This window comes from Inquilinus ginsengisoli (genome assembly GCF_031453975.1).
Classification (GTDB): domain Bacteria; phylum Pseudomonadota; class Alphaproteobacteria; order DSM-16000; family Inquilinaceae; genus Inquilinus; species Inquilinus ginsengisoli_A.
Window position 1 is genome coordinate 181046 of record NZ_JAVDPW010000005.1, and the last position, 18703, is coordinate 199748.

General features: G+C 69.8%; 16 protein-coding genes and 2 riboswitches. Of the genes, 6 read left to right on the forward strand and 10 right to left on the reverse strand.

What is annotated here, in order from left to right:
* Nucleotides 1-185: 185 nt before the first annotated feature.
* Nucleotides 186-1877, forward strand: coding sequence for a methionine--tRNA ligase (metG, locus tag E9232_RS15360; protein ID WP_309795081.1), 1692 nt, complete (start codon nt 186-188; stop codon nt 1875-1877).
* Between the two features lie 121 nt (nt 1878-1998).
* Entirely contained in the window at nt 1999-2544 is a 546-nt protein-coding gene (locus tag E9232_RS15365) for a sterol desaturase family protein (protein ID WP_309795082.1), read from the forward strand.
* A 48-nt stretch (nt 2545-2592) separates the two neighbouring features.
* Here the strand turns inward: E9232_RS15365 and corA are convergent, their stop codons facing one another.
* A complete protein-coding gene (corA, locus tag E9232_RS15370; RefSeq protein ID WP_309795716.1) occupies nt 2593-3555 on the reverse strand; it encodes a magnesium/cobalt transporter CorA in 963 nt (320 codons plus the stop codon).
* A gap of 285 nt (nt 3556-3840) precedes the next feature.
* On the opposite strand from corA, the gene E9232_RS15375 reads away from it, so the two are divergent.
* Together E9232_RS15375 and E9232_RS15380 are read left to right on the forward strand one after the other, a co-directional pair.
* Nucleotides 3841-4272, forward strand: coding sequence for a hypothetical protein (locus E9232_RS15375; protein WP_309795084.1), 432 nt, complete (start codon nt 3841-3843; stop codon nt 4270-4272).
* Nucleotides 4269-4787: a hypothetical protein gene (locus E9232_RS15380; protein ID WP_309795086.1), complete on the forward strand. Its 519-nt coding sequence runs from the start codon at nt 4269-4271 to the stop codon at nt 4785-4787. The genes E9232_RS15375 and E9232_RS15380 overlap by 4 nt, the downstream gene beginning before the upstream one ends.
* A gap of 23 nt (nt 4788-4810) precedes the next feature.
* Here the strand turns inward: E9232_RS15380 and E9232_RS15385 are convergent, their stop codons facing one another.
* From E9232_RS15385 to E9232_RS15410, 6 genes are all read right to left on the reverse strand, one after another.
* Nucleotides 4811-5200, reverse strand: coding sequence for a Rid family detoxifying hydrolase (locus E9232_RS15385; protein WP_309795088.1), 390 nt, complete (start codon nt 5198-5200; stop codon nt 4811-4813).
* 234 nt (nt 5201-5434) lie between these two features.
* The gene (gene gcvPB, locus E9232_RS15390) at nt 5435-6973 is read right to left on the reverse strand and encodes an aminomethyl-transferring glycine dehydrogenase subunit GcvPB (protein ID WP_309795090.1); all 1539 of its coding nucleotides are present in this window, start codon (nt 6971-6973) and stop codon (nt 5435-5437) included.
* Entirely contained in the window at nt 6970-8319 is a 1350-nt protein-coding gene (gene gcvPA / locus E9232_RS15395) for an aminomethyl-transferring glycine dehydrogenase subunit GcvPA (RefSeq protein WP_309795091.1), read from the reverse strand. The genes gcvPB and gcvPA overlap by 4 nt, the downstream gene beginning before the upstream one ends.
* The gene (gcvH, locus tag E9232_RS15400) at nt 8319-8696 is read right to left on the reverse strand and encodes a glycine cleavage system protein GcvH (protein ID WP_309795092.1); all 378 of its coding nucleotides are present in this window, start codon (nt 8694-8696) and stop codon (nt 8319-8321) included. The genes gcvPA and gcvH overlap by 1 nt, the downstream gene beginning before the upstream one ends.
* A 20-nt stretch (nt 8697-8716) precedes the next feature.
* Entirely contained in the window at nt 8717-9835 is a 1119-nt protein-coding gene (gcvT, locus tag E9232_RS15405) for a glycine cleavage system aminomethyltransferase GcvT (protein WP_309795093.1), read from the reverse strand.
* A 58-nt stretch (nt 9836-9893) separates the two neighbouring features.
* Nucleotides 9894-9988: riboswitch (glycine riboswitch) on the reverse strand.
* 1 nt (nt 9989) lies between these two features.
* A riboswitch (glycine riboswitch) is annotated at nt 9990-10089 on the reverse strand.
* A 75-nt stretch (nt 10090-10164) separates the two neighbouring features.
* Nucleotides 10165-10860, reverse strand: coding sequence for a hypothetical protein (locus tag E9232_RS15410; protein WP_309795095.1), 696 nt, complete (start codon nt 10858-10860; stop codon nt 10165-10167).
* 39 nt (nt 10861-10899) lie between these two features.
* Here E9232_RS15410 and ispH point away from each other — a divergent pair, with 39 nt between their 5' ends.
* Entirely contained in the window at nt 10900-11886 is a 987-nt protein-coding gene (gene ispH / locus E9232_RS15415) for a 4-hydroxy-3-methylbut-2-enyl diphosphate reductase (protein WP_309795097.1), read from the forward strand.
* Between the two features lie 2 nt (nt 11887-11888).
* A complete protein-coding gene (locus tag E9232_RS15420) occupies nt 11889-12956 on the forward strand; it encodes a lysine-2,3-aminomutase-like protein (protein ID WP_309795099.1) in 1068 nt (355 codons plus the stop codon).
* A gap of 117 nt (nt 12957-13073) precedes the next feature.
* Here the strand turns inward: E9232_RS15420 and E9232_RS15425 are convergent, their stop codons facing one another.
* The 3 genes from E9232_RS15425 to E9232_RS15435 all read right to left on the reverse strand — a co-directional run bounded on the left by E9232_RS15425 (nt 13074) and on the right by E9232_RS15435 (nt 18557).
* On the reverse strand, nt 13074-16208 hold the full coding sequence (locus E9232_RS15425; protein ID WP_309795101.1) for a multidrug efflux RND transporter permease subunit: 3135 nt from the start codon (nt 16206-16208) through the stop codon (nt 13074-13076).
* Nucleotides 16209-16211: 3 nt separating this feature from the next.
* Nucleotides 16212-17390: an efflux RND transporter periplasmic adaptor subunit gene (locus E9232_RS15430; RefSeq protein WP_309795103.1), complete on the reverse strand. Its 1179-nt coding sequence runs from the start codon at nt 17388-17390 to the stop codon at nt 16212-16214.
* 270 nt (nt 17391-17660) lie between these two features.
* Nucleotides 17661-18557: a LysR family transcriptional regulator gene (locus tag E9232_RS15435; RefSeq protein ID WP_309795105.1), complete on the reverse strand. Its 897-nt coding sequence runs from the start codon at nt 18555-18557 to the stop codon at nt 17661-17663.
* Between the last annotated feature and the right edge of the window lie 146 nt (nt 18558-18703).

An 18703-nucleotide genomic window follows, 5' to 3' on the forward strand; every position in this document is an offset into this window, starting at 1 on the left:
ATGCCCCCCCTCCGCCGCGCCCCACGAATGCGCCGGCCCGACCCGCAGGAGACCTGCCGGAGGGGGTGACGCGCGCCTGGATGACGCGCGTGCGAGCGCTCGGACCCACGCCCTCCCGGTTCCCCGCGGAGGGTTTTTCATGTCCGGAGTCCGGCGCCCCACCCATGCGATCCCGGGAGATCCCCATGGCCAAGGTCCTGATCACCAGCGCGCTGCCCTACATCAACGGCGTCAAGCATCTCGGCAACCTCGCGGGATCGTTGCTGCCCGCTGATATCCATGCCCGCTTCCGCCGCCAGATTGGCGACGAGGTGCTGTTCCTCTGCGCCACCGACGAACACGGCACCCCGGCGGAGCTCGCCGCCGCCGCGGCTGGCTTGGATGTCGCCGCCTACTGCGCCCGCCAGCATGACGTTCAGGCGGAGATCTATCGTCGCTTCGCCCTGTCCTTCGACCATTTCGACCGGTCCTCCGGCCCGCGCAACCACGCCCTGACCCGGCATTTCTTCGAGCGCCTCGATGCCCGCGGCCTGATCGAGGAGCGGGTGCTGAGCCAAGTCTATTCCCCGACCGACGGCCGCTTCCTGCCCGACCGCTACGTCATCGGCACCTGCCCGCATTGCGGCCATGGCGGCGCCCGCGGCGACCAGTGCGAGGCCTGCACCCGGCCGCTCGACCCCACCGACCTGATCGCGCCGCGCTCGGCCCTGTCCGGCGCCGCCGACCTGGAGCATCGGCCCACCCGCCACCTGTTCCTGCGCCAATCGGCCCTGGTCGACGTGCTGGAGCGCTGGCTCGGCAGCCGCAGCGGCTGGCCGCCGCTGGTGACCGCGATCGCGCGCAAATGGCTGGACGAGGGCCTGCGGGACCGCTGCATCACCCGCGACCTGTCCTGGGGCGTGCCGGTGCCGCGGCCGGGCTATGAGGGCAAGGTGTTCTATGTCTGGTTCGACGCGCCGATCGCCTATATCGCCGCGACCCAGGGCTGGGCCGACGCCGACCCGGCGCGACGCGACTGGCGGGCCTGGTGGTGGGCGGCGGAGGATGTCGAATACCTCCAGTTCCTGGGCAAGGACAACGTGCCGTTCCACGCCGTCAGCTTCCCCTGCACCCTGCTGGGCTCCGGCGAGCCATGGAAGACGGTCGATGTGATCAAGGGCGTGAACTGGCTGACCTATGAGGGCGGCAAGTTCTCCACCAGCGAGGGGCGCGGCGTGTTCCTCGACCGGGCGCTCGAGCTGGCGCCGGCGGACAGCTGGCGCTGGTGGCTGGCCGCCAACGCGCCGGAGGGCGGCGACACGGATTTCAGCTTCCAGCGCTTCGCCGCGGAGGTGAACCACGACCTCGCCGACAGCTTCGGCAATCTCGTCCACCGGGTGCTGAGCTTCGTCGCAGCCCGCCATGGCGGGCTGGTCCCCGAGGCCGGAGAGCCGGCCGAACCCGAACACCGGCTCGCTCTGGCGCTGGACCGGCACCTGGCGGCGCTGCGCGGCCATCACCGGGCGCTCGCCCTGCGCCGCGCGGCGGAGGAGGTGCGGGCGATCTGGCGCCTTGCCAACACCTATCTGGCGGCCGAGGCGCCCTGGACTGTCATCCGCACCGATCCCGATCGCGCCGCCGCGGTGCTGCGCGCCGGGGTCAACCTGGTCCGGATCGCGGCGGCCGTCGCCTGGCCCTTCATCCCCGACGCCGCCGGCCGGGTGCTGCGGTTGCTCGGTGTCGACGATGCGGTGCCGGCCTTGCCGGAGACCAGTGCGGCGGCGCTGAACCGGACCGTGCCCGGCGGCCGGGTCGCCGCGCCGCCGATCCTGTTCGCGAAATTCCCGCCCGGCTGGGCCGAGGTGCAGAGCCGGACCTTCGCCGGCGCGTCGCCGTGACGGCTGGATCGCGGCGCCGGCGATCATGTCGCGGCCAATTTCGCGCCAGGATGGAATCGGTGGTGTTACGGTTGCGTTACAGGCCCGAGGCCTGCACCGATTCGGCCGGGGGCGAGGGACGATGCATTTGACGCGGTGGGTCTACTATGTCGACTTCTTCGCCTACCCGGTCGTGCTGTTCGGCCTGGCCGGCGGGGCCCTCGCAACCATCCCTCCCGCCGCCTGGCTGTTCTGGTTCTCGACCGTCGGGATCGGCCTGTTCGCCTGGACGCTGATCGAATACATCGCCCACCGCGCCTTCCTGCACCACCTCCCGGTCCTGGCGGCGATGCATGACGAGCACCACCGCCGGCCGAGCGCCATGATCGGCACCCCGATCTGGATCAGCGGCGCGCTGCTGGGCGTGGCCTTCCTGGCGCTGTGGGCGCTGCTGGGCCTCGACCTCGCCAGCGGCGTCAGCGCCGGGCTGGTGGCGGGATACCTCTGGTATGTCGTGGTGCACCACAAGTCGCATCACGCGCGGCCGGACCCCGCCAGCTACATGTACCGCGCCAAGCGGCGCCATGGGCTGCACCATCACGGGCGGCGGCCGGGCAATTTCGGCGTGACCACGGCGCTGTGGGACCATGTCTTCCGCACCGCCGTCGAGGCCGACCGCCGCTCCTGACCGCAGGTCCGGTCGCGACGCTCGCCGCCGATCGGCTGGCGCGGCGGGCTACAGCCAGCCCCAGCGCTTGAACCGCCAGTAGAGGAAGCCGCACAGCCCGACGATGACGCCGAGCACCATGTAGTAGCCGTAGGGCAGCCGCAGCTCCGGCATGTTGTCGAAGTTCATGCCGTAGATGCCGGCGATCGCGGTCGGGCAGGCCAGGATCGCGGCCCAGGCGGCGAATTTGCGCTGCACCTGGTTCTGGCGCGAGGATTCCAGCAGCAACCCGGCCTCGAAGGTGTGGGTGACGATCTCGCGCAGCGCGTCGATGTGGTCGCTGACCCGCTTCACATGGTCGGCCACATCGCGGAAATAGGGGTGGATCACCGGGTCGATGCACCCGGATTCCGTGTGCTCCAGCTGCTTGCAGACCTCGGCCGTCGGCGTCACCGTGCGGCGGATCACCATCAGCTCGCGGCGCAGCGCGTGGATGCGCTCGATGTCCTCGGCGGTCAGCGGCTGCTTCAGCACCCGCCGCTCCATCTCCGTGACCTCGGCCTCGATCGCCTCGACCACCGGAGTGTAGTTGTCGACCACGAAGTCGAGGATCGAATACAGCACGAAATCCTCGCCGTGCTTCAGCAGCGAGGGGTTGCACTCCGTCCGCTCCCGCACCTTGGAGTAGGAGGAGGACGGGCCGTGGCGCACCGAGATGACGTAGCCGGTGCCGACGAAGATGTGGGTCTCGCCGAACTCGGTCGTCTCCTTCACCCGGTGCGCGGTGCGCAGCACCACGAACAGGGCGTCGCCATAGGTCTCGAGCTTGGGCCGCTGATGCGCGTTCAGCGCGTCCTCGATCGCCAGCGGGTGCAGCCCGAACTGCAGCGCCAGGTCGCGCAGCTCGGCCTCCTCCGGCTCATGGATGCCGATCCAGACGAAATGGCCCGGCTTCTCCGACCAGCTCTTGCCCTCCGACAGGGCGAACTCGGCGACCCGCCGCCCGTTCTCATAGGCGACGGCCGCAACCACGCGACCCAAAGGCGTTCTCCGTCGTTCCGGCGATCGCGCACGATAGCACGCCGCCGCGGCGCCGCCAGCCGGGGCCTGGGGCGGGCTGGTCCCGCAGTTGAGGGCAATTAAGGTTCTGCATTCATCGACATTCGTAACAAACTGATGTTACGGTGATTCGTGCCTCACCCTGGACTCTCCAAGATCGCTGCCCGACACGGTGCAATGACAATCAAAACGTGCAGGGCCAGTATTGGCCTTCTACTAATGGTTTCAGCGTTGTCGCTGGCCGGCTGTGGCTCACTGATGCATGAAGGCACGGCGGATCTTGCCGGCATCGGCGGCACTGCGGCCGCCGCGGCGGTCACCAAGAATGCGCTGGTGGCGTCCGGCATCGGCCTCGGCGTCCGGTCGCTGGCCAGCGCCGGCCTGCAATATGGCGAGCGCAAGGTGCACCGGGCGGAACAGGACAGCATCGCCGCCTCGGCCGGCCCGCTGGCGGTCGGCCAAGTCGCGCGCTGGAGCATATCGCATGATGTCCCGATCGAGGATGACGAACAGGGCGACGTCACGGTCAGCCGGCTGATCGGGGCGCCGCCCCTGGCCTGCAAGGAGATCGTGTTCTCGGTGGAAGGGGAACAGCGCGCCTTCTACACCGCGATCGTCTGCCAGAACGGCACGGCCTGGAAATGGGCTTCGGCCGAGCCGGCCACCGAGCGGTGGGGCTCGCTGCAGTGAGGGCGCCCCGGCGCCGCCGCCTGCGGGCCGCCCTGCTGCTGCCGGCCCTGGCCCTGCTGTCGGGCTGTGCCAGCGTGGCCGGCGATATCACCGGCATCGCGGCCGGGGGCACAGTCGGCGCCATCACCGCCAACCCGATCGTCGGCTACAGCGTCGCCCTGGGCACGCGCGCCGCGGTCAATGCCGGGGTGGCCTATGCGATGCGCAGCCTGCACCAGGACGAACAGGACACGATCGCCGCCATCGCCGGGCAGATGGGGCCGGGCGAGACCAAGCTATGGCGGGCCGATCACGACCTGCCCTTCGGCTATGCCGACGAGAACGGCGCGGTCCAGGTCACCCGGCTGATCGAGACGCCGATCGCCAGCTGCAAGGAGATTCTGGTGACGGTGGAGAGCGGCGAGGGGGCGAAGGCCACGCGCGACATCCTGGTCGCCACCGTCTGCCGTCAGGGCCAGACCTGGAAATGGGCCACGGCCGAACCCGCCGTGGAGCGCTGGGGGTACCTGCAATAGAGGGTCGAGGCCTCGGTCGCGGCTCACTCCCGCGGCATCGCCGCGATCATCTCGATCTCGACCCGGGCGCCGAGCGGCAGGGCGGCGACGCCGATGGTCGAGCGGGCGGGGTAGGGGGCGCGGAAATGCCGTTCATACACCGCGTTCATCGCCGCGAAATCGTCCATGTCGGTCAGGAACACGTTGACCTTCACCACGGCGTCGAAGGTTAGGTCGGCGGCATCCAGCACATGGCTGAGATTGGCCAGGCACTGCTCGGTCTGCGCCGCGGCATCGCCCTCGACCAGCAGCCCGGTGATCGGATCGATCGGGGTCTGGCCGGACAGGAACAGCAGGTCGCTGCGCCCGACCACCCCATGCGAATAGGGGCCGATGGCCCGAGCCTGCGCACTCGTCACAGTCTTGCGCGCCATCGCACCCCCATCTCGCCCCCTCAGGCGTGTGCCGCACCACTCGGATGCGCGGCGATGATGCCGTGAGAGCGCGGCGGTTGGAAGACAGTTTTGTGAAGACCGCCAAGGTTTCGTGACGACTGTCACATTCCGCGTTCGGAAGCCTTGCCGAAAGTCGCTCCCCAACCCCCGGATTCCCTGGGGAACCGGAGGTTGGGAGCGTGTGCCGGACTACTCCGCGGCCTCGGTCGCGGACTATTCCGCGGCCTGGGCCAGCGGGGCGTCGGGCGTCCAGCGCAGCACCGGCTTGCGGGCGGCGCCGGTCTCGTCCAGGCGGCGGCGCGGGGCGTGGTACGGCGCACCCCGGAACCATTCGGCCTGGCCGGCCTTCGCCTTCTCCACCAGCGACCGCATCATGCCGATGAACTGGTCCAGCGTGGCCTTGCTCTCGGTCTCGGTCGGCTCGATCAGCATGGCGCCGTGGACGACCAGCGGGAAGTACATGGTCATCGGGTGGAAGCCCTCGTCGATCATCGCCTTGGCGATGTCGAGCGTGGACACGCCCGTGTCCTTCAGCGCGCTGTCGTCGAACAGCGCCTCATGCATGCAGAAGCCGCCGAAGGCCGGGCTCAGCACATCCTTCAGCCCGGCCTGGACATAGTTGGCGTTCAGCACGGCGTCGCTGGCCACCTGCCACAGCCCGTCGGCACCGTGGCTCATCATGTAGCTCAGCGCGCGGACGAACATGCCCATCTGGCCGTGGAAGGCCTTCAGCCGGCCGAAGCTGTGCTCCGGCGCGCCGTCGCGGCCCTTGTGCTCGGCGACGCGGAAGCCGCTCGCGTCATGCACCACGGCCGAGATCGGGGCATAGGGCGCCAGCGCCGCCGACAGCACCACCGGGCCGGAGCCCGGGCCGCCGCCGCCATGCGGGGTCGAGAAGGTCTTGTGCAGGTTGATGTGCATGGCGTCGACGCCCAGGTCGCCCGGGCGCACCCGGCCGACGATGGCGTTGAAGTTGGCGCCGTCGCAGTAGAAGAAGGCGCCGGCCTCATGCACCAGCCGCGCGATCTCGACGATGTCGCGCTCGAACAGGCCGCAGGTGTTCGGGTTGGTCAGCATGATCGCCGCCACATCCGGTCCCAGCTTGGCCTTCAGCGCGGCCAGATCGACCCGGCCCTCCGAGGTCGCCGGGATCGGGTCGACGGTGTAGCCGATCGCCGCCGCCGTCGCCGGGTTGGTGCCATGGGCCGATTCCGGCACCAGCACCCGCCGGCGATGGCCCTCGCCGCGGGCCTCCTGGGCGGCGTGGATCGCCATCATGCCGCACAGCTCGCCATGCGCGCCGGCGGCCGGGGACAGGGCCACGGCCGGCATGTTGGTCAGCGTCTTCAGCCAATGCGCCAGGGTGTCGATCAGCTCCAGCGCGCCCTGCACGGTCGAAACCGGCTGCAGCGGGTGGATGTCGGCGAAGCCGGGCAGCCGCGCCATCCGCTCGTTCAGGCGCGGATTGTGCTTCATGGTGCACGAGCCGAGCGGATACAGCGCGGTGTCGATCGCCATGTTCATCCGCGACAGGCGGGTGTAGTGGCGCATCACCGTCGGCTCGGCCAGGCCGGGCAGCCCGACCCGGGCGCGCGGCTTGACCCCGCCCAGGCGCAGTTCGGCGGTCGCTGGTTCGGGCAGGTCGACGCCGCAATGGCCGGGGCTGTCCTGCTCGAAGATCAGCGCCTCGTCGATGTCGAGGGCGCGGTTGCCGGTGAAGGTGTCGGTCCCAGTCTTCTGGAAAGCAGTCATCGCAGCACCTCCGACAGGCCGGCGCACAACGCGTCGATATCGGCCTCGGTGTTGGTCTCGGTCGCGGCCACCAGAAGCAGGTCGGCCAGGGCCGGACGGTTGGCATAGATCCGGCTGACCGGCACGCCGCCCAGGATCTTCCGGGCCGCCAGCGCGTCGATCACCGGCTCCGCCGGCTTCGGCAGCTTGACCGTGATCTCGTTGAAGAAACTGTCGTTCAGCACGCTCACGCCGGGCACCTTGGCCAGCTTGGCGGCCAGCGACACGGCCTTGGCGTGGTTGATCCGGGCCAGCTTGGTGAAGCCGGCCTCGCCCAGCAGCGACAGGTGGATGGTGAAGGCCAGGGCGCACAATCCGCTGTTGGTGCAGATGTTGCTGGTCGCCTTCTCGCGGCGGATGTGCTGCTCGCGGGTCGACAGGGTCAGCACATAGCCGCGCTTGCCCTCGGCGTCGACGGTCTGGCCGCAGAGGCGCCCGGGCATCTGGCGCAGGAACTTCTCGCGGGTGGCGAACAGGCCGACATAGGGGCCGCCGAAGTTCAGCGAATTGCCGATCGACTGGCCCTCGCAGACCACGATGTCCGCGCCCATATCGCCGGGCGGGGTCATCAGGCCCAGCGACACCACCTCGGTGACCACCACGACCAGCAGCGCACCCTTGGCGTGGCACGCCTCGGCCAGGGCCGACAGGTCCAGGACATGGCCGAACACCGACGGGTTCTGGACCACGACGCAGGAGGTCTCGCCGTCGATCCGGCTGGCCAGGTCCTCGACCCCCTCGGGGCAGGGCGCCGCCTCGTCCAGGGTGAAGCCGGTGAAGTCGGCATGGGTGCGGCAGACGTCGCGGTACTGCGGGTGCAGGCCGCCGGAGATCACCGCGCGGCTGCGCCGGGTGACCCGGTTCGCCATCATGATCGCCTCGGCGCAGCCGGTCGAACCGTCATACATCGAGGCGTTGGCGACCTCCATCCCGGTCAGCAGCGCGACCTGGGTCTGGAACTCGAACAGGTACTGCAGCGTGCCCTGGGTGACCTCGGGCTGGTACGGCGTGTAGCTGGTCAGGAATTCGCCGCGCTGGATCAGGTAGTCGACCGTCGCCGGCACGTGGTGGCGATAGGCGCCGGCGCCGCAGAAGAACGGCACCGACCCGGCGGGCACGTTCTTCGCCGCCATGGCGCCGAGGGTGCGCTCGACCTCCAGCTCGCCCTGGTGCGGCGGCAGCTCGGTCAGCGGGCCGGGCAGGCGCGCGCTGGCCGGCACGTCGCGGAACAACTCATCGACCGAGCCGGCGCCGATCGTCGCGATCATCGCGCCGCGATCGGCCTCGGTCAGGGGCAGGTAACGCATCAGTGCAGGCCCTCGACATAGGCGTCATAGGCGGCCTGGTCCATCAGCGCGTCGGCCGCGGCGGGGTCCGCCAGCTTCAGCCGCATGAACCAGCCCTCGCCGGTCGGGTCGTCATTGACCAAAGCCGGGGTGTCGACCAGCGCCTGGTTGACGGCGACCACCTCGCCGGCCAGCGGGGCGTAGACCTCGCTCGCCGCCTTGACCGATTCGACCACCGCGGCGTCGCCGCCGGCCTCGAGCTGCTTGCCGACGGCCGGCAGCTCGACGAACACGACGTCGCCCAACTGCTCCTGGGCATAGGCGGTGATGCCGATGGTGGCGGTGGCGCCCTCGACGCGGACCCATTCATGGTCCTTGGTGTAGCGGAGCGTGCTCATGTGCTGGCGTCCCTGTCTGGTCAGCGGTGGAAATTGGGGGCGACGAAGGGCAGGGCGGCCACCACGGCCGGGTGCGCCTTGTCGCGGATGAGAAGGGAAAGCGGCGTGCCGGTGGCGGCGAAGCCGGCCTCGACATAGCCCATGGCGACCGGGCCGCCGACGGACGGGCCGAAGCCGCCCGAGGTGATGCGGCCGATCTCGCGGCCGTCGGTCGACAGGATCGGCGTGCCCTCGCGCGCCGGGGCCCGGCCCTCGGGCTTCAGCCCGACCCGCCTGCGCGCCGGGCCGTCGGCCAGCTGCTTCAGGATGCGGGCGGCGCCGGGGAAGCCGCCCTCGGCCCGTCGGCGCTTGCCGATGGTCCAGGACAGGCCGGCCTCGACCGGGCTGGTCGTGGTGTCGATGTCATGGCCGTACAGGCACAGGCCCGCCTCCAGCCGCAGCGAATCGCGGGCGCCCAGGCCGATCGGCGCCACCTCGGTCTCCGACAGCAGCAGGCGGGCGACGCGCTCGGCCTCCTCGGCCGGGACCGAGATCTCGAACCCGTCCTCGCCGGTGTAGCCGGAGCGGCTGATCATGCACTCCACCCGGTCGAGGGCGAAGGTGCCGGATTCCATGAAGGCCAGGGCGTCGGCGCCGAAGGCGTGGCGGCCCAGCACCTCGGCCGCCTTGGGCCCCTGCAGCGCGATCAGGCCGCGGTCGTCCAGCCGGACCACGCGGGCGCGGCCGGCCAGCTTCGCCGCGATATGGGCGAAGTCGGCGTCCTTGCAGGCGGCGTTGACCACAAGGAACAGCCGCGCCGGGTCGGCGGTGCGGGTGACCATCAGGTCATCCAGGATGCCGCCGTCGTCGTTCAGCAGCAGGGAATAGCGGATGCGGCCGGGCGCCAGCCCGGCGACGTCGCCCGGCACCAGCGTCTCGATCAGCGCGGCGGCGTCCTGGCCCGGCTCGGCCTCCAGCCAGGCCTGGCCCATATGGCTGACATCGAACAGCCCGGCCTCGGCCCGGGTGTGCAGGTGTTCCTTCAGGATGCCGGCCGGATACTGCACCGGCATCTCATAGCCGGCGAAGGGCACCAGCTTGCCGCCGAGTTCGACATGCAGCTCGTGAAGCGGGGTACGCAGCAGGGGGTTTTCGGTCACGGGGTCCCGGTCCTCACAGACAAAAGGTGGGCGTGCGAGACCATTCTCGCGCGCCACCCCCTCTGTCTGGGACCTGAGAGAATCGCCGGGAGCTCTGTCCGGCTTACCCCATCGGTGAGGTCGCGGCTGGGCCGCTTCCTGCTCTCCAGAGTGCCTTACCCTGACGGTCCTTTGGCCTGAGAGTTTCCGGGGCGTTTGCTCCTTCGGCGCCGGTTCCGCGGTGACGCGGTTCCAGTCTCTCCCGCCAGGGTCGTAGGCCTGTATCAATGCGCGGCCGGAGACTCTCCTGCCGCGTCGCAAAAGTCAATCGCAACGACGCTTTCAGACGATCATTCCGCCGGCGGCGTGGTCCGCGGGTCGGGAATCACCGGGGCGATGGTCTTGCGGCCGGCGGCTGCGGCCGCGGCGCCGGGCACCTCCGGCAGGGCGCCGCGGTGCCGGTTGAACTCCAGCTGCTGCGGCGACAGCTGGAAGCCGACCACGATCTTGTAGCTGCTGCCGCTCGCGAGGTTGGACAGGGGGATCACCTGCTCCAGCGGCTCGCGGGTGGTCTCGCGCGGCGTGATGCCCTCCTTGGGCACCGGCAGGTTGACGGTGAAGACGGCCTTGTCCAGGACCTTGCCCTGCGCGTCGGTCACGGCGACGAAATAATTGGCCGGGACACTCGTCTGAAGCCCGGCGGCGGGGCCGCGCACCGAGGTGAATTCGATGTCGACGCCCACCGTGACGTCCTTGTCGCCGTAGTTGCAGCCGCCGTAGTAGTTGCTGATCTTGCTCTCGACGATCAGATCCCGCGGGCTGGTGCTGCCGTTCCGGGTCAGGTCATAGATCGAGAGCTCCTTGGGGATATCGATATGCGGACATTTCAGCGCAGCGGTCTGTGCCGCATTGTCGCCACCACAGCCTGCTAGTCCCATCAGCAGCAGGACGGAACCGCCGGCGCGGAGTCGTCCAGAGATGGCGGACCGCGCTTTTTTTGGGAGAGCACCTATATTAGGGTCGCGGCGCAACAGTTCGGCGGGCATCGCCCTCTCCTTCAACCAACGGTTTCAGGACCATAGGAAATGGCACAGGCTGGCACAAGCGCAGGCGCGAACACGCGGGACGCGCGCTCGCCCTTGACGGTGATGCTGGCCTCGCCGCGCGGGTTCTGCGCCGGGGTCGACCGCGCCATCCAGATCGTCGAGCGCGCCATCGAGAAATACGGCGCGCCGGTCTATGTCCGGCACGAGATCGTGCACAACCGCTTCGTGGTCGAGACGCTGGAGGCCAAGGGCGCCATCTTCGTCGAGGAGCTGGACGAGGTGCCGGACGACGCTCCGGTGGTGTTCTCCGCCCATGGCGTGCCGAAGGCGGTGCCGGCCGAGGCCGAGCGGCGCAAGCTGCTGTATCTCGACGCCACCTGTCCGCTGGTCAGCAAGGTGCATCGCGAGGCCGAGCGCCACTTCAAGACCGGCCACACCGTGCTGCTGATCGGCCATGCCGGGCATCCCGAGGTGGTCGGCACCATGGGCCAGCTGCCGCCGGGCGCGGTGCGCCTGGTCGAATCGGTCGAGGATGTGGCGACGCTGGAGATCGAGGACGCCGGCAACCTCGCCTTCGCCACCCAGACCACCCTGTCGCTGGACGACACCACCGAGATCGTCGAGGCGCTCAAGGCCCGCTTCCCCAGCATCTCGGCGCCGAACAAGCAGGACATCTGCTACGCCACCACCAACCGGCAGGAGGCGATCAAGGTGATCGCCCCGCATTGCGACGCGGTGCTGGTGATCGGGGCGCCGAACTCCTCGAACTCGGTGCGACTGGTCGAGGTGGCGCGCCGCGCCGGCTGCGCCAAGTCGATGCTGGTGCAGCGCGCCGCCGAGCTGGACTGGTCGTGGTTCGACGGCATCGCCACCCTCGGCATCACCGCCGGCGCCTCGGCGCCCGAGGTCCTGGTCGAGGAGGTGATGAAGGCGCTGCACGAGCGCTATGTCGTCACCATCCAGTCGGAACCGACCACGGTCGAGACCATCACCTTCAAGCTGCCGCGCGAGCTCAGCCCCGCCTGATCATGCCCAAAGACGGACACCTGCTTCCGCAGCAGCGCCTGCGGACCCCCGAGGCATTGGTCGAAGCCGGGCTGGCCGGGCATGAGCGCCTGGGCGAACTGCGCGCCGTGGCCCAGCGCTACGCCATCGCCGTGACCCCTGCGATGGCCGATCTGATCGACCCGGCGGACCCGGCCGACCCGATCGCGCGCCAGTTCGTGCCCGACGCGGCCGAGCTGGACACCCGGCCCGACGAGCTGTCCGACCCGATCGGCGACGACGCCCACAGCCCGCTTCCGGGCCTGGTCCATCGCTACCCCGACCGGGTGCTGCTGAAGCTGCTGCACGCCTGCCCGGTCTATTGCCGCTTCTGCTTTCGGCGCGAGATGGTGGGGCCCGGCGGCGACGCGATGGGCGAGGCCGAGCTGGCGGCGGCGGTCGACTACATCCGCACCCGGCCGCAGATCTGGGAAGCCATCCTGACCGGCGGCGACCCGCTGATGCTGGCGCCGCGGCGCCTGGCCGACGCTGTGGCGCGGCTCGATGCGGTGCCGCATCTCGGCGTGATCCGGCTGCACAGCCGGGTGCCGGTGGTCGAGCCCGAGCGGGTGACGCCGGAGCTGATCGCGGCGCTGCGCACCTCGGACAGCGCGGTCTGGCTGGCCATCCACAGCAACCATCCGCGCGAGCTGACGCCAGCGGCGCGGGGCGCCATCCGGCGCCTGGCCGATGCCGGCGTCGCGCTGGTGTCGCAGACCGTGCTGCTGCGCGGCGTCAACGACGACCCGGCGGTGCTGGAGCAGCTGTTCCGCGACCTCGTTCGCCTGCGGGTCAAGCCCTACTACCTGCACCACGGCGACCTCGCCCCCGGCACCGCCCAGTTCCGCACCGGCATCGCGGACGGGCGGCGGATCATGCGCGTCCTGCGCGGCCGCCTGTCGGGGCTGGCCCAGCCGACCTATGTGCTCGACATCCCCGGCGGCCAGGGCAAGGTGCCGATCGGACCGGACTACCTCGACGGCTCGGACGCCGAGGGCTGGACGGTCGAGGACCCGAACGGCCGCCGGCACGAGTATCCGCCGAAGGCTTAACCATCTGTTTTGATTGTCATGCCACGGCTTGACTGTGGCATCGAGGGGCGGCCGGAGCGGCGCTTGGTGGCCCCTGGATTGCCCGGTCAAGCCGGGCAATGACAGTCAAAAAGGGACTTACTCCCCCGCCGCCGGCGCCCCCTCCAGGACCGGGTGCGGGGCCAGCGTGCCGGCCGCCTTGCCGCGGCGGGCCAGCCAGACCCGGAAGCGGTCGAGGTACAGGTAGACCACCGGCGTCGTGTACAGGGTCAGGGCCTGGCTCAGGATCAGGCCGCCGACGATGGAATAGCCCAGCGGCTGCCGCAGCTCCGACCCGGTGCCGGCGCCCAGCATCAGCGGCAGGCCGCCCAGCAGCGCCGCCATCGTCGTCATCATGATCGGGCGGAAGCGCAGCAGGCAGGCCTGGCGGATCGCCTCCAGGGGCGTCAGCCCCTGGTCGCGCTCCGCCTGGATGGCGAAGTCGACCATCATGATGCCGTTCTTCTTGACGATGCCGATCAGCAGGATGACGCCGATCAGCGCGATGACGCTGAAGTCGAAGCCGAACAGCATCAGCATCACCAGCGCGCCGGCGCCGGCCGAGGGCAGGGTCGACAGGATGGTCAGCGGGTGGATGTAGCTCTCATAGAGCACGCCGAGGATGATGTAGATCACGATCAGCGCGGCGGCGACCAGGTAGGGCTCGCTGGCCAGCGACGACTGGAAGGCCTGGGCGTTGCCCTGGAAGGCGCCGGTCAGCGAGGGCGGCACGCCCAGCTCGGTCTCCGCCTGCTGGATCGCGGTCACCGCCTGGCCCAGCGCCACGCCGGGCGCCAGGTTGAAGCTGACCGTCACCGCCGGGAACTGCCCCTGGTGGTTGATCGACAGGAACGCGGTCGGCCGTGTCGTCCATTTCGCCAGCGCGCTGATCGGCACCTGCTCCCCCGTCAGCGGCGACTTGATGTAGATCCGGTCGATCGCCGAGGGCTTGTCCTGCAGCTCCGGCAGCACCTCCATCACCACGTGGTAGCTGTTGATCTGGGTGAAGTACTGCGCGGCCTGGCGCTGGCCGAAGGCGTCGTACAGCGTGTCGTCGATCAACTGCGGCTGGATGCCGTAGCGGGCGGCGGCGTCACGGTCGATGTCGAGGGTCAGGGTGGTGCCGCCGGTCTGCTGGTCGGTGGCGACGTCGCGCAGCTCCGGCAGCGATTTCAGCTTGGTGTAGATCTTGGGCGCCCACTGGTTCAGCTCGTCGATGCCAGCGTCCTGCAGGGTGTATTGGTACAGGGTCCGGCTCAGCCGGCCGCCGATGTTGATGTCCTGCGAGGGCTGCAGGAACAGGGCGGCGCCTTCGACCTTGGCCAGTTGCGGCCGCAGCCGGTCGATGATCTGGGCGGCCGAGGCTTCGCGGTCGTCGCGCGGCTTCAGGTTGATGTACATGCGGCCGTTGTTCAGGGTCTGGCCGCCGCCGGCGCCCAGCGACATGACGACGCCGGCGACATCCGGGTCGGCGGCCACGATCTTCCCGAGCTCGACCTGCTTGCGGCTCATCTCGGCAAAGGAGATGTCCTGCGACGCCTCGGAGGTGCCGACGATGATGCCGATGTCCTGCTGGGGGAAGAAGCCCTTGGGGATTATGACGAAGAGATAGCCGGTGCAGGCGACGGTCAGCAGGAACACGCCCAGGGTGATGCGGCGGTGCTTCAGGGCGGCGTCGAGCGACCGGCGGTAGCCGGCGAGCATCAGGTCGAAACCGCGTTCCGACAGCATGTACAGCCGGCCGTGCTTGCCGGTGTCGTGCTTCATGAAGCGCGAGCACATCATCGGCGTCAGCGTCAGCGCCACGATCGCCGAGACCAGGATGGTCATGGTCACGGTGACGGCGAATTCGCGGAACACGCGGCCGACGATGCCGCCCATCAGCAGCAGCGGGATGAACACGGCGACCAGGGACAGGCTGATCGATAGGATGGTGAAGCCGATCTCGCCGGCGCCCTTGATCGCGGCCTGCACGGGCGACAGGCCCGCCTCGATGTGGCGGTGGATGTTCTCCAGCATGACGATGGCGTCGTCGACCACGAAGCCGACCGCGATGCTGAGGCCCATCAGCGACAGGTTGTCCAGGCTGTAGCCGAACACGTACATCAGCGCGAAGGTGCCGACCAGCGCCAGCGGCACCGTGATGCTGGGGATCAGCGTCGCCCAGAAGTTGCGCAGGAACACGAAGATCACCATCACCACCAGGGCGATGGTCAGCACCAGGGTGAACTGGACGTCGCTGACCGAGGCGCGGATCGTCGTGGTGCGGTCGCTGATGATGTCGACCTTGACCGCCGGCGGCACGGCCGCCTGCAGCTGGGGCAGCAGGGCCTTGATGTGGTCGACGACGTCGATGACGTTGGACCCGGGCTGCTTCAGCACGATCAGGATGATGGCCCGCTGGCCGTTGGCCCAGCCGGCCAGCTTGTTGTTCTCCGGCCCTTCCACCGCCTTGCCGACGTCGCGGATGCGGACCGGCGCGCCGTTCTTGTAGGCGATGATGACGTCGTTCCAGGGGTCGGCCTTCAGCTCCTGGTCGTTGTCGTAGATGGTGAAGGTACGGGTCGCGCCGTCGATGCTGCCCTTCGGGCTGTCGGTGGTCGCGGCGGTGATGACGCTGCGCACATCCTCCAGCCCGATGCCCAGCGCCGCCAGCTTCTGCGGGTCCAGCTGGACCCGGACGGCCGGCTTCTGCTGGCCGCCGATATTGACCTGGGCGACGCCCGGGACCTGGCTGATGGCCTGGCCCAGGATGTTTTCGGCGTAGTCGTCGACGGTGGTCAGCGGCAGCGTGTCGGACCGCACGGCGATCAGCAGGATCGGGCTGTCGGCCGGGTTCACCTTGCGGTAGGTCGGCGGCGACGGCAGGGTCTTTGGCAGCTGGCCGCCGGCGGCGTTGATCGCGGTCTGCACGTCCTGGGCCGCGCCGTCGATGTTGCGGTCGAGGTCGAACTGCAGGGTGATCGAGGTGTTGCCCAGCGTGCTGCTGGACGTCATCTGCGACACGCCGGGGATCTCGGCGAATTGCCGCTCCAGCGGCGCCGTGACCGACGAGGCCATGGTGGTGGGGTCGGCGCCGGGCAGCTGGGCCGACACCTGGATGGTCGGGAAATCGACCTGGGGCAGGGGGGCGACCGGCAGCAGCGGATAGGCGACCAGCCCGACCAGCAGCACCCCGGCCATGATCAGCGACGTGGCGATCGGCTTCTTGATGAACAGGGCCGAGATGCTCATGGCTCAGGCTCCCGGCGCGGCGGCCGGCCGTGATGCGGCGGCGGCCTCGCGGATCTCGACATGGGTTCCCGGCTGCAGCCGGTACTGGCCGGCGGTGACGACCCTGTCGCCGGCCTCCAGGCCCTGCTGGATCACGGCGACGCCGTCGGCGATGCGGTCGACATCGACCGGCTTGGTGTCGACCGTGCCGTCGGGCTTGACGACATAGACATACAGGCCGTCCTGGCTGCGCTGCACCGCGGTCGCCGGCACCGTCACCGCATCGTGCTGGGTGCGCAGCAGCAGCTTGGCGTCGACGAACTGGCCGGGCCACAGCGTGTTGCTCTTGTTCGGGAAGGTCGCCTTCAGCCGGATCGTGCCGGTGCCCTGGTCGATCTCGTTGTCGATCAGGGTCAGGGTGCCCTGGTCCAGCGGCTTCTCGTCGCCGCGGGTGTCGGCGAAGACCTGCAGCGTGCCCTGCGCCATCGCCGCGGAGATGTCCGGCAGGTTCTCCTCGGGCAGGGTGAAGATCACCGTGATCGGGTGCAATTGGGTGATCACCACCAGCCCGCCGGTGTCGGTGGCGTGGACGATGTTGCCCTGGTCGACCAGCCGGATGCCGGTGCGGCCGTTCAGCGGCGAGGTGATGGTGGTGTAGCTCAGCTGGGTGGCGGCGTTGTCGATGGTCGCCTGGTCGCCCTCGATCTGGGCCTGGATCTGCGCGATCAGCGCCTTCTGGGTGTCGACGCTCTGCACCGTTGCGTACTGGTGCAGGTTCTCGAAGCGCTGCAGGTCGAGCTGGGCGTTGGTCAGCTGGGCCTCGTCCTTGGCCTTGGCCGCCTTGGCCTGGTCCAGCGCCGCCTGGAACGGCCGCGGGTCGATCTGCGCCAGCACCTGGCCGGCGGTCACGTCCTGGCCCTCCTGGTAGGACACGGCCTGCAGCTGGCCGTCGACCCGGCTCTTCACCGTCACCGTGTTCTGGGCCTGCACCGTGCCGAGGCCGGTGAGGTAGACCGGCACGTCGCTGCGCTGCGCCGTCGCCGCCTCGATCGGCACGGTCGCCACCGGGGCAGCGGCCTTCAGCGCCGCGGCCGATGCCGCGGTGCTGGTCAGCTCCCGCCCTGCCAGAACGGCGCCGACGACGACAAGGATGGCGATCGGGGCACCGATGCGGAGCATCGTCCGGCGGGCGACTAGGGGCATCTGCATCTCTCCAGCGGGACAATCGGAAGGCGAGCGAACAGCGGGCGCCGCGGCCTGGCTGGCGGCGGCGCCCGCAATCGACGTCTCCTCCCGATCATTCGGGCCAGTCCGATGCGTGCCCCGAGGCCCGGCCGAAGGCCGGGACGGGTCTCTGCTTCGCGGACCGGTGCAAGCGTCAGTTGGTGGCGGGCATCCGCCCCCGCCAATGCAACGTCTTCACGGTGCCATGCAGGCCTTGCATGGTGTTCGGCGGCGTCGGCCAGGGGCCGTTCACAGGGCATGGGCGACCTCCGCCACGGTGTCGCGCAGCCAGCGATGGGCCAGCAGCCCGTCGGCCCGCCGGTGCCAGTGCATCGCGGTCTCGATCCGCGGCGACGGGTGCGGCAGCGGCAGGACCTCCAGCCCATGGGCTTGCGCCAGCCGATCCGCCATGCGCCGCCGCAGCGCCGCCACCGTCGGCAATCCGGCCAGGACCGGGCCGGCCGAGAGATAGGGCATGCGCAACGCGATCCGGCGCTTCAGGCCGCGGGCGGCCAGGGCGCGGTCGATGAACCGTAGGTCGTCGTCGAGGGTGGAGATCTCGAGATGCGGCAGGGTCGCGAAGGCGTCGGCGCCGAGGGCCGCCGCCGGCCCGCGCAGCACCGCGACGAAATCGTCATGCAGCAGCGGCTGGTGGGCGAAGCGTTCGCCGTCCGGGTCGGGCGCACCGATCGCCAGGTCCAGGTCGCCACGGTCGAGCCGTTCGGTCAGGTCGAGGCTGCCGCTGGCGCGGATGTCGAGGGTCAGGCCGGGGGCGAGGGCGATGCAGCGCGCCACGATCGGCGCCGCCAGCACGGCGGCGGCATAGGGGTCGACCGCGATCCGGAAGGTCCGCGTCGCCAGCGCCGGGTCGAACTCGGCGGCGTGCAGCGACAGCTGCAGGTCGCCCAGCGCCCGCCGGATCGGCACTGCGATCTCCTCGGCCCGGCCGGTCGGCAGCATGCCCTGCGGGGTGCGGATGAACAGCTCGTCGCGCAGCACATGGCGCAGCCGGGCCAAAGCGTGGCTCATCGCCGGCTGGCTCAGCCCGACCCGGGCGCCGGCGCGGGTGACGCTGCGCTCGCGCATCACCGCATCGAACACGATCAGCAGGTTCAGGTCGAAGGCGCCCCAGTTCAGGTCGGGCATCGGCAGGACTCTCGCGGGCGCGGTGGCTACGGTGATCGGCTGCCGCCCGGCCTGGCGGTTCGGCGACAAAGGAAAAATGCTGTGCTGCAGCAAACACTGCCGGACAGATGCGGATGGCATCAGTGCTAATCATCACAGTAAGGCGA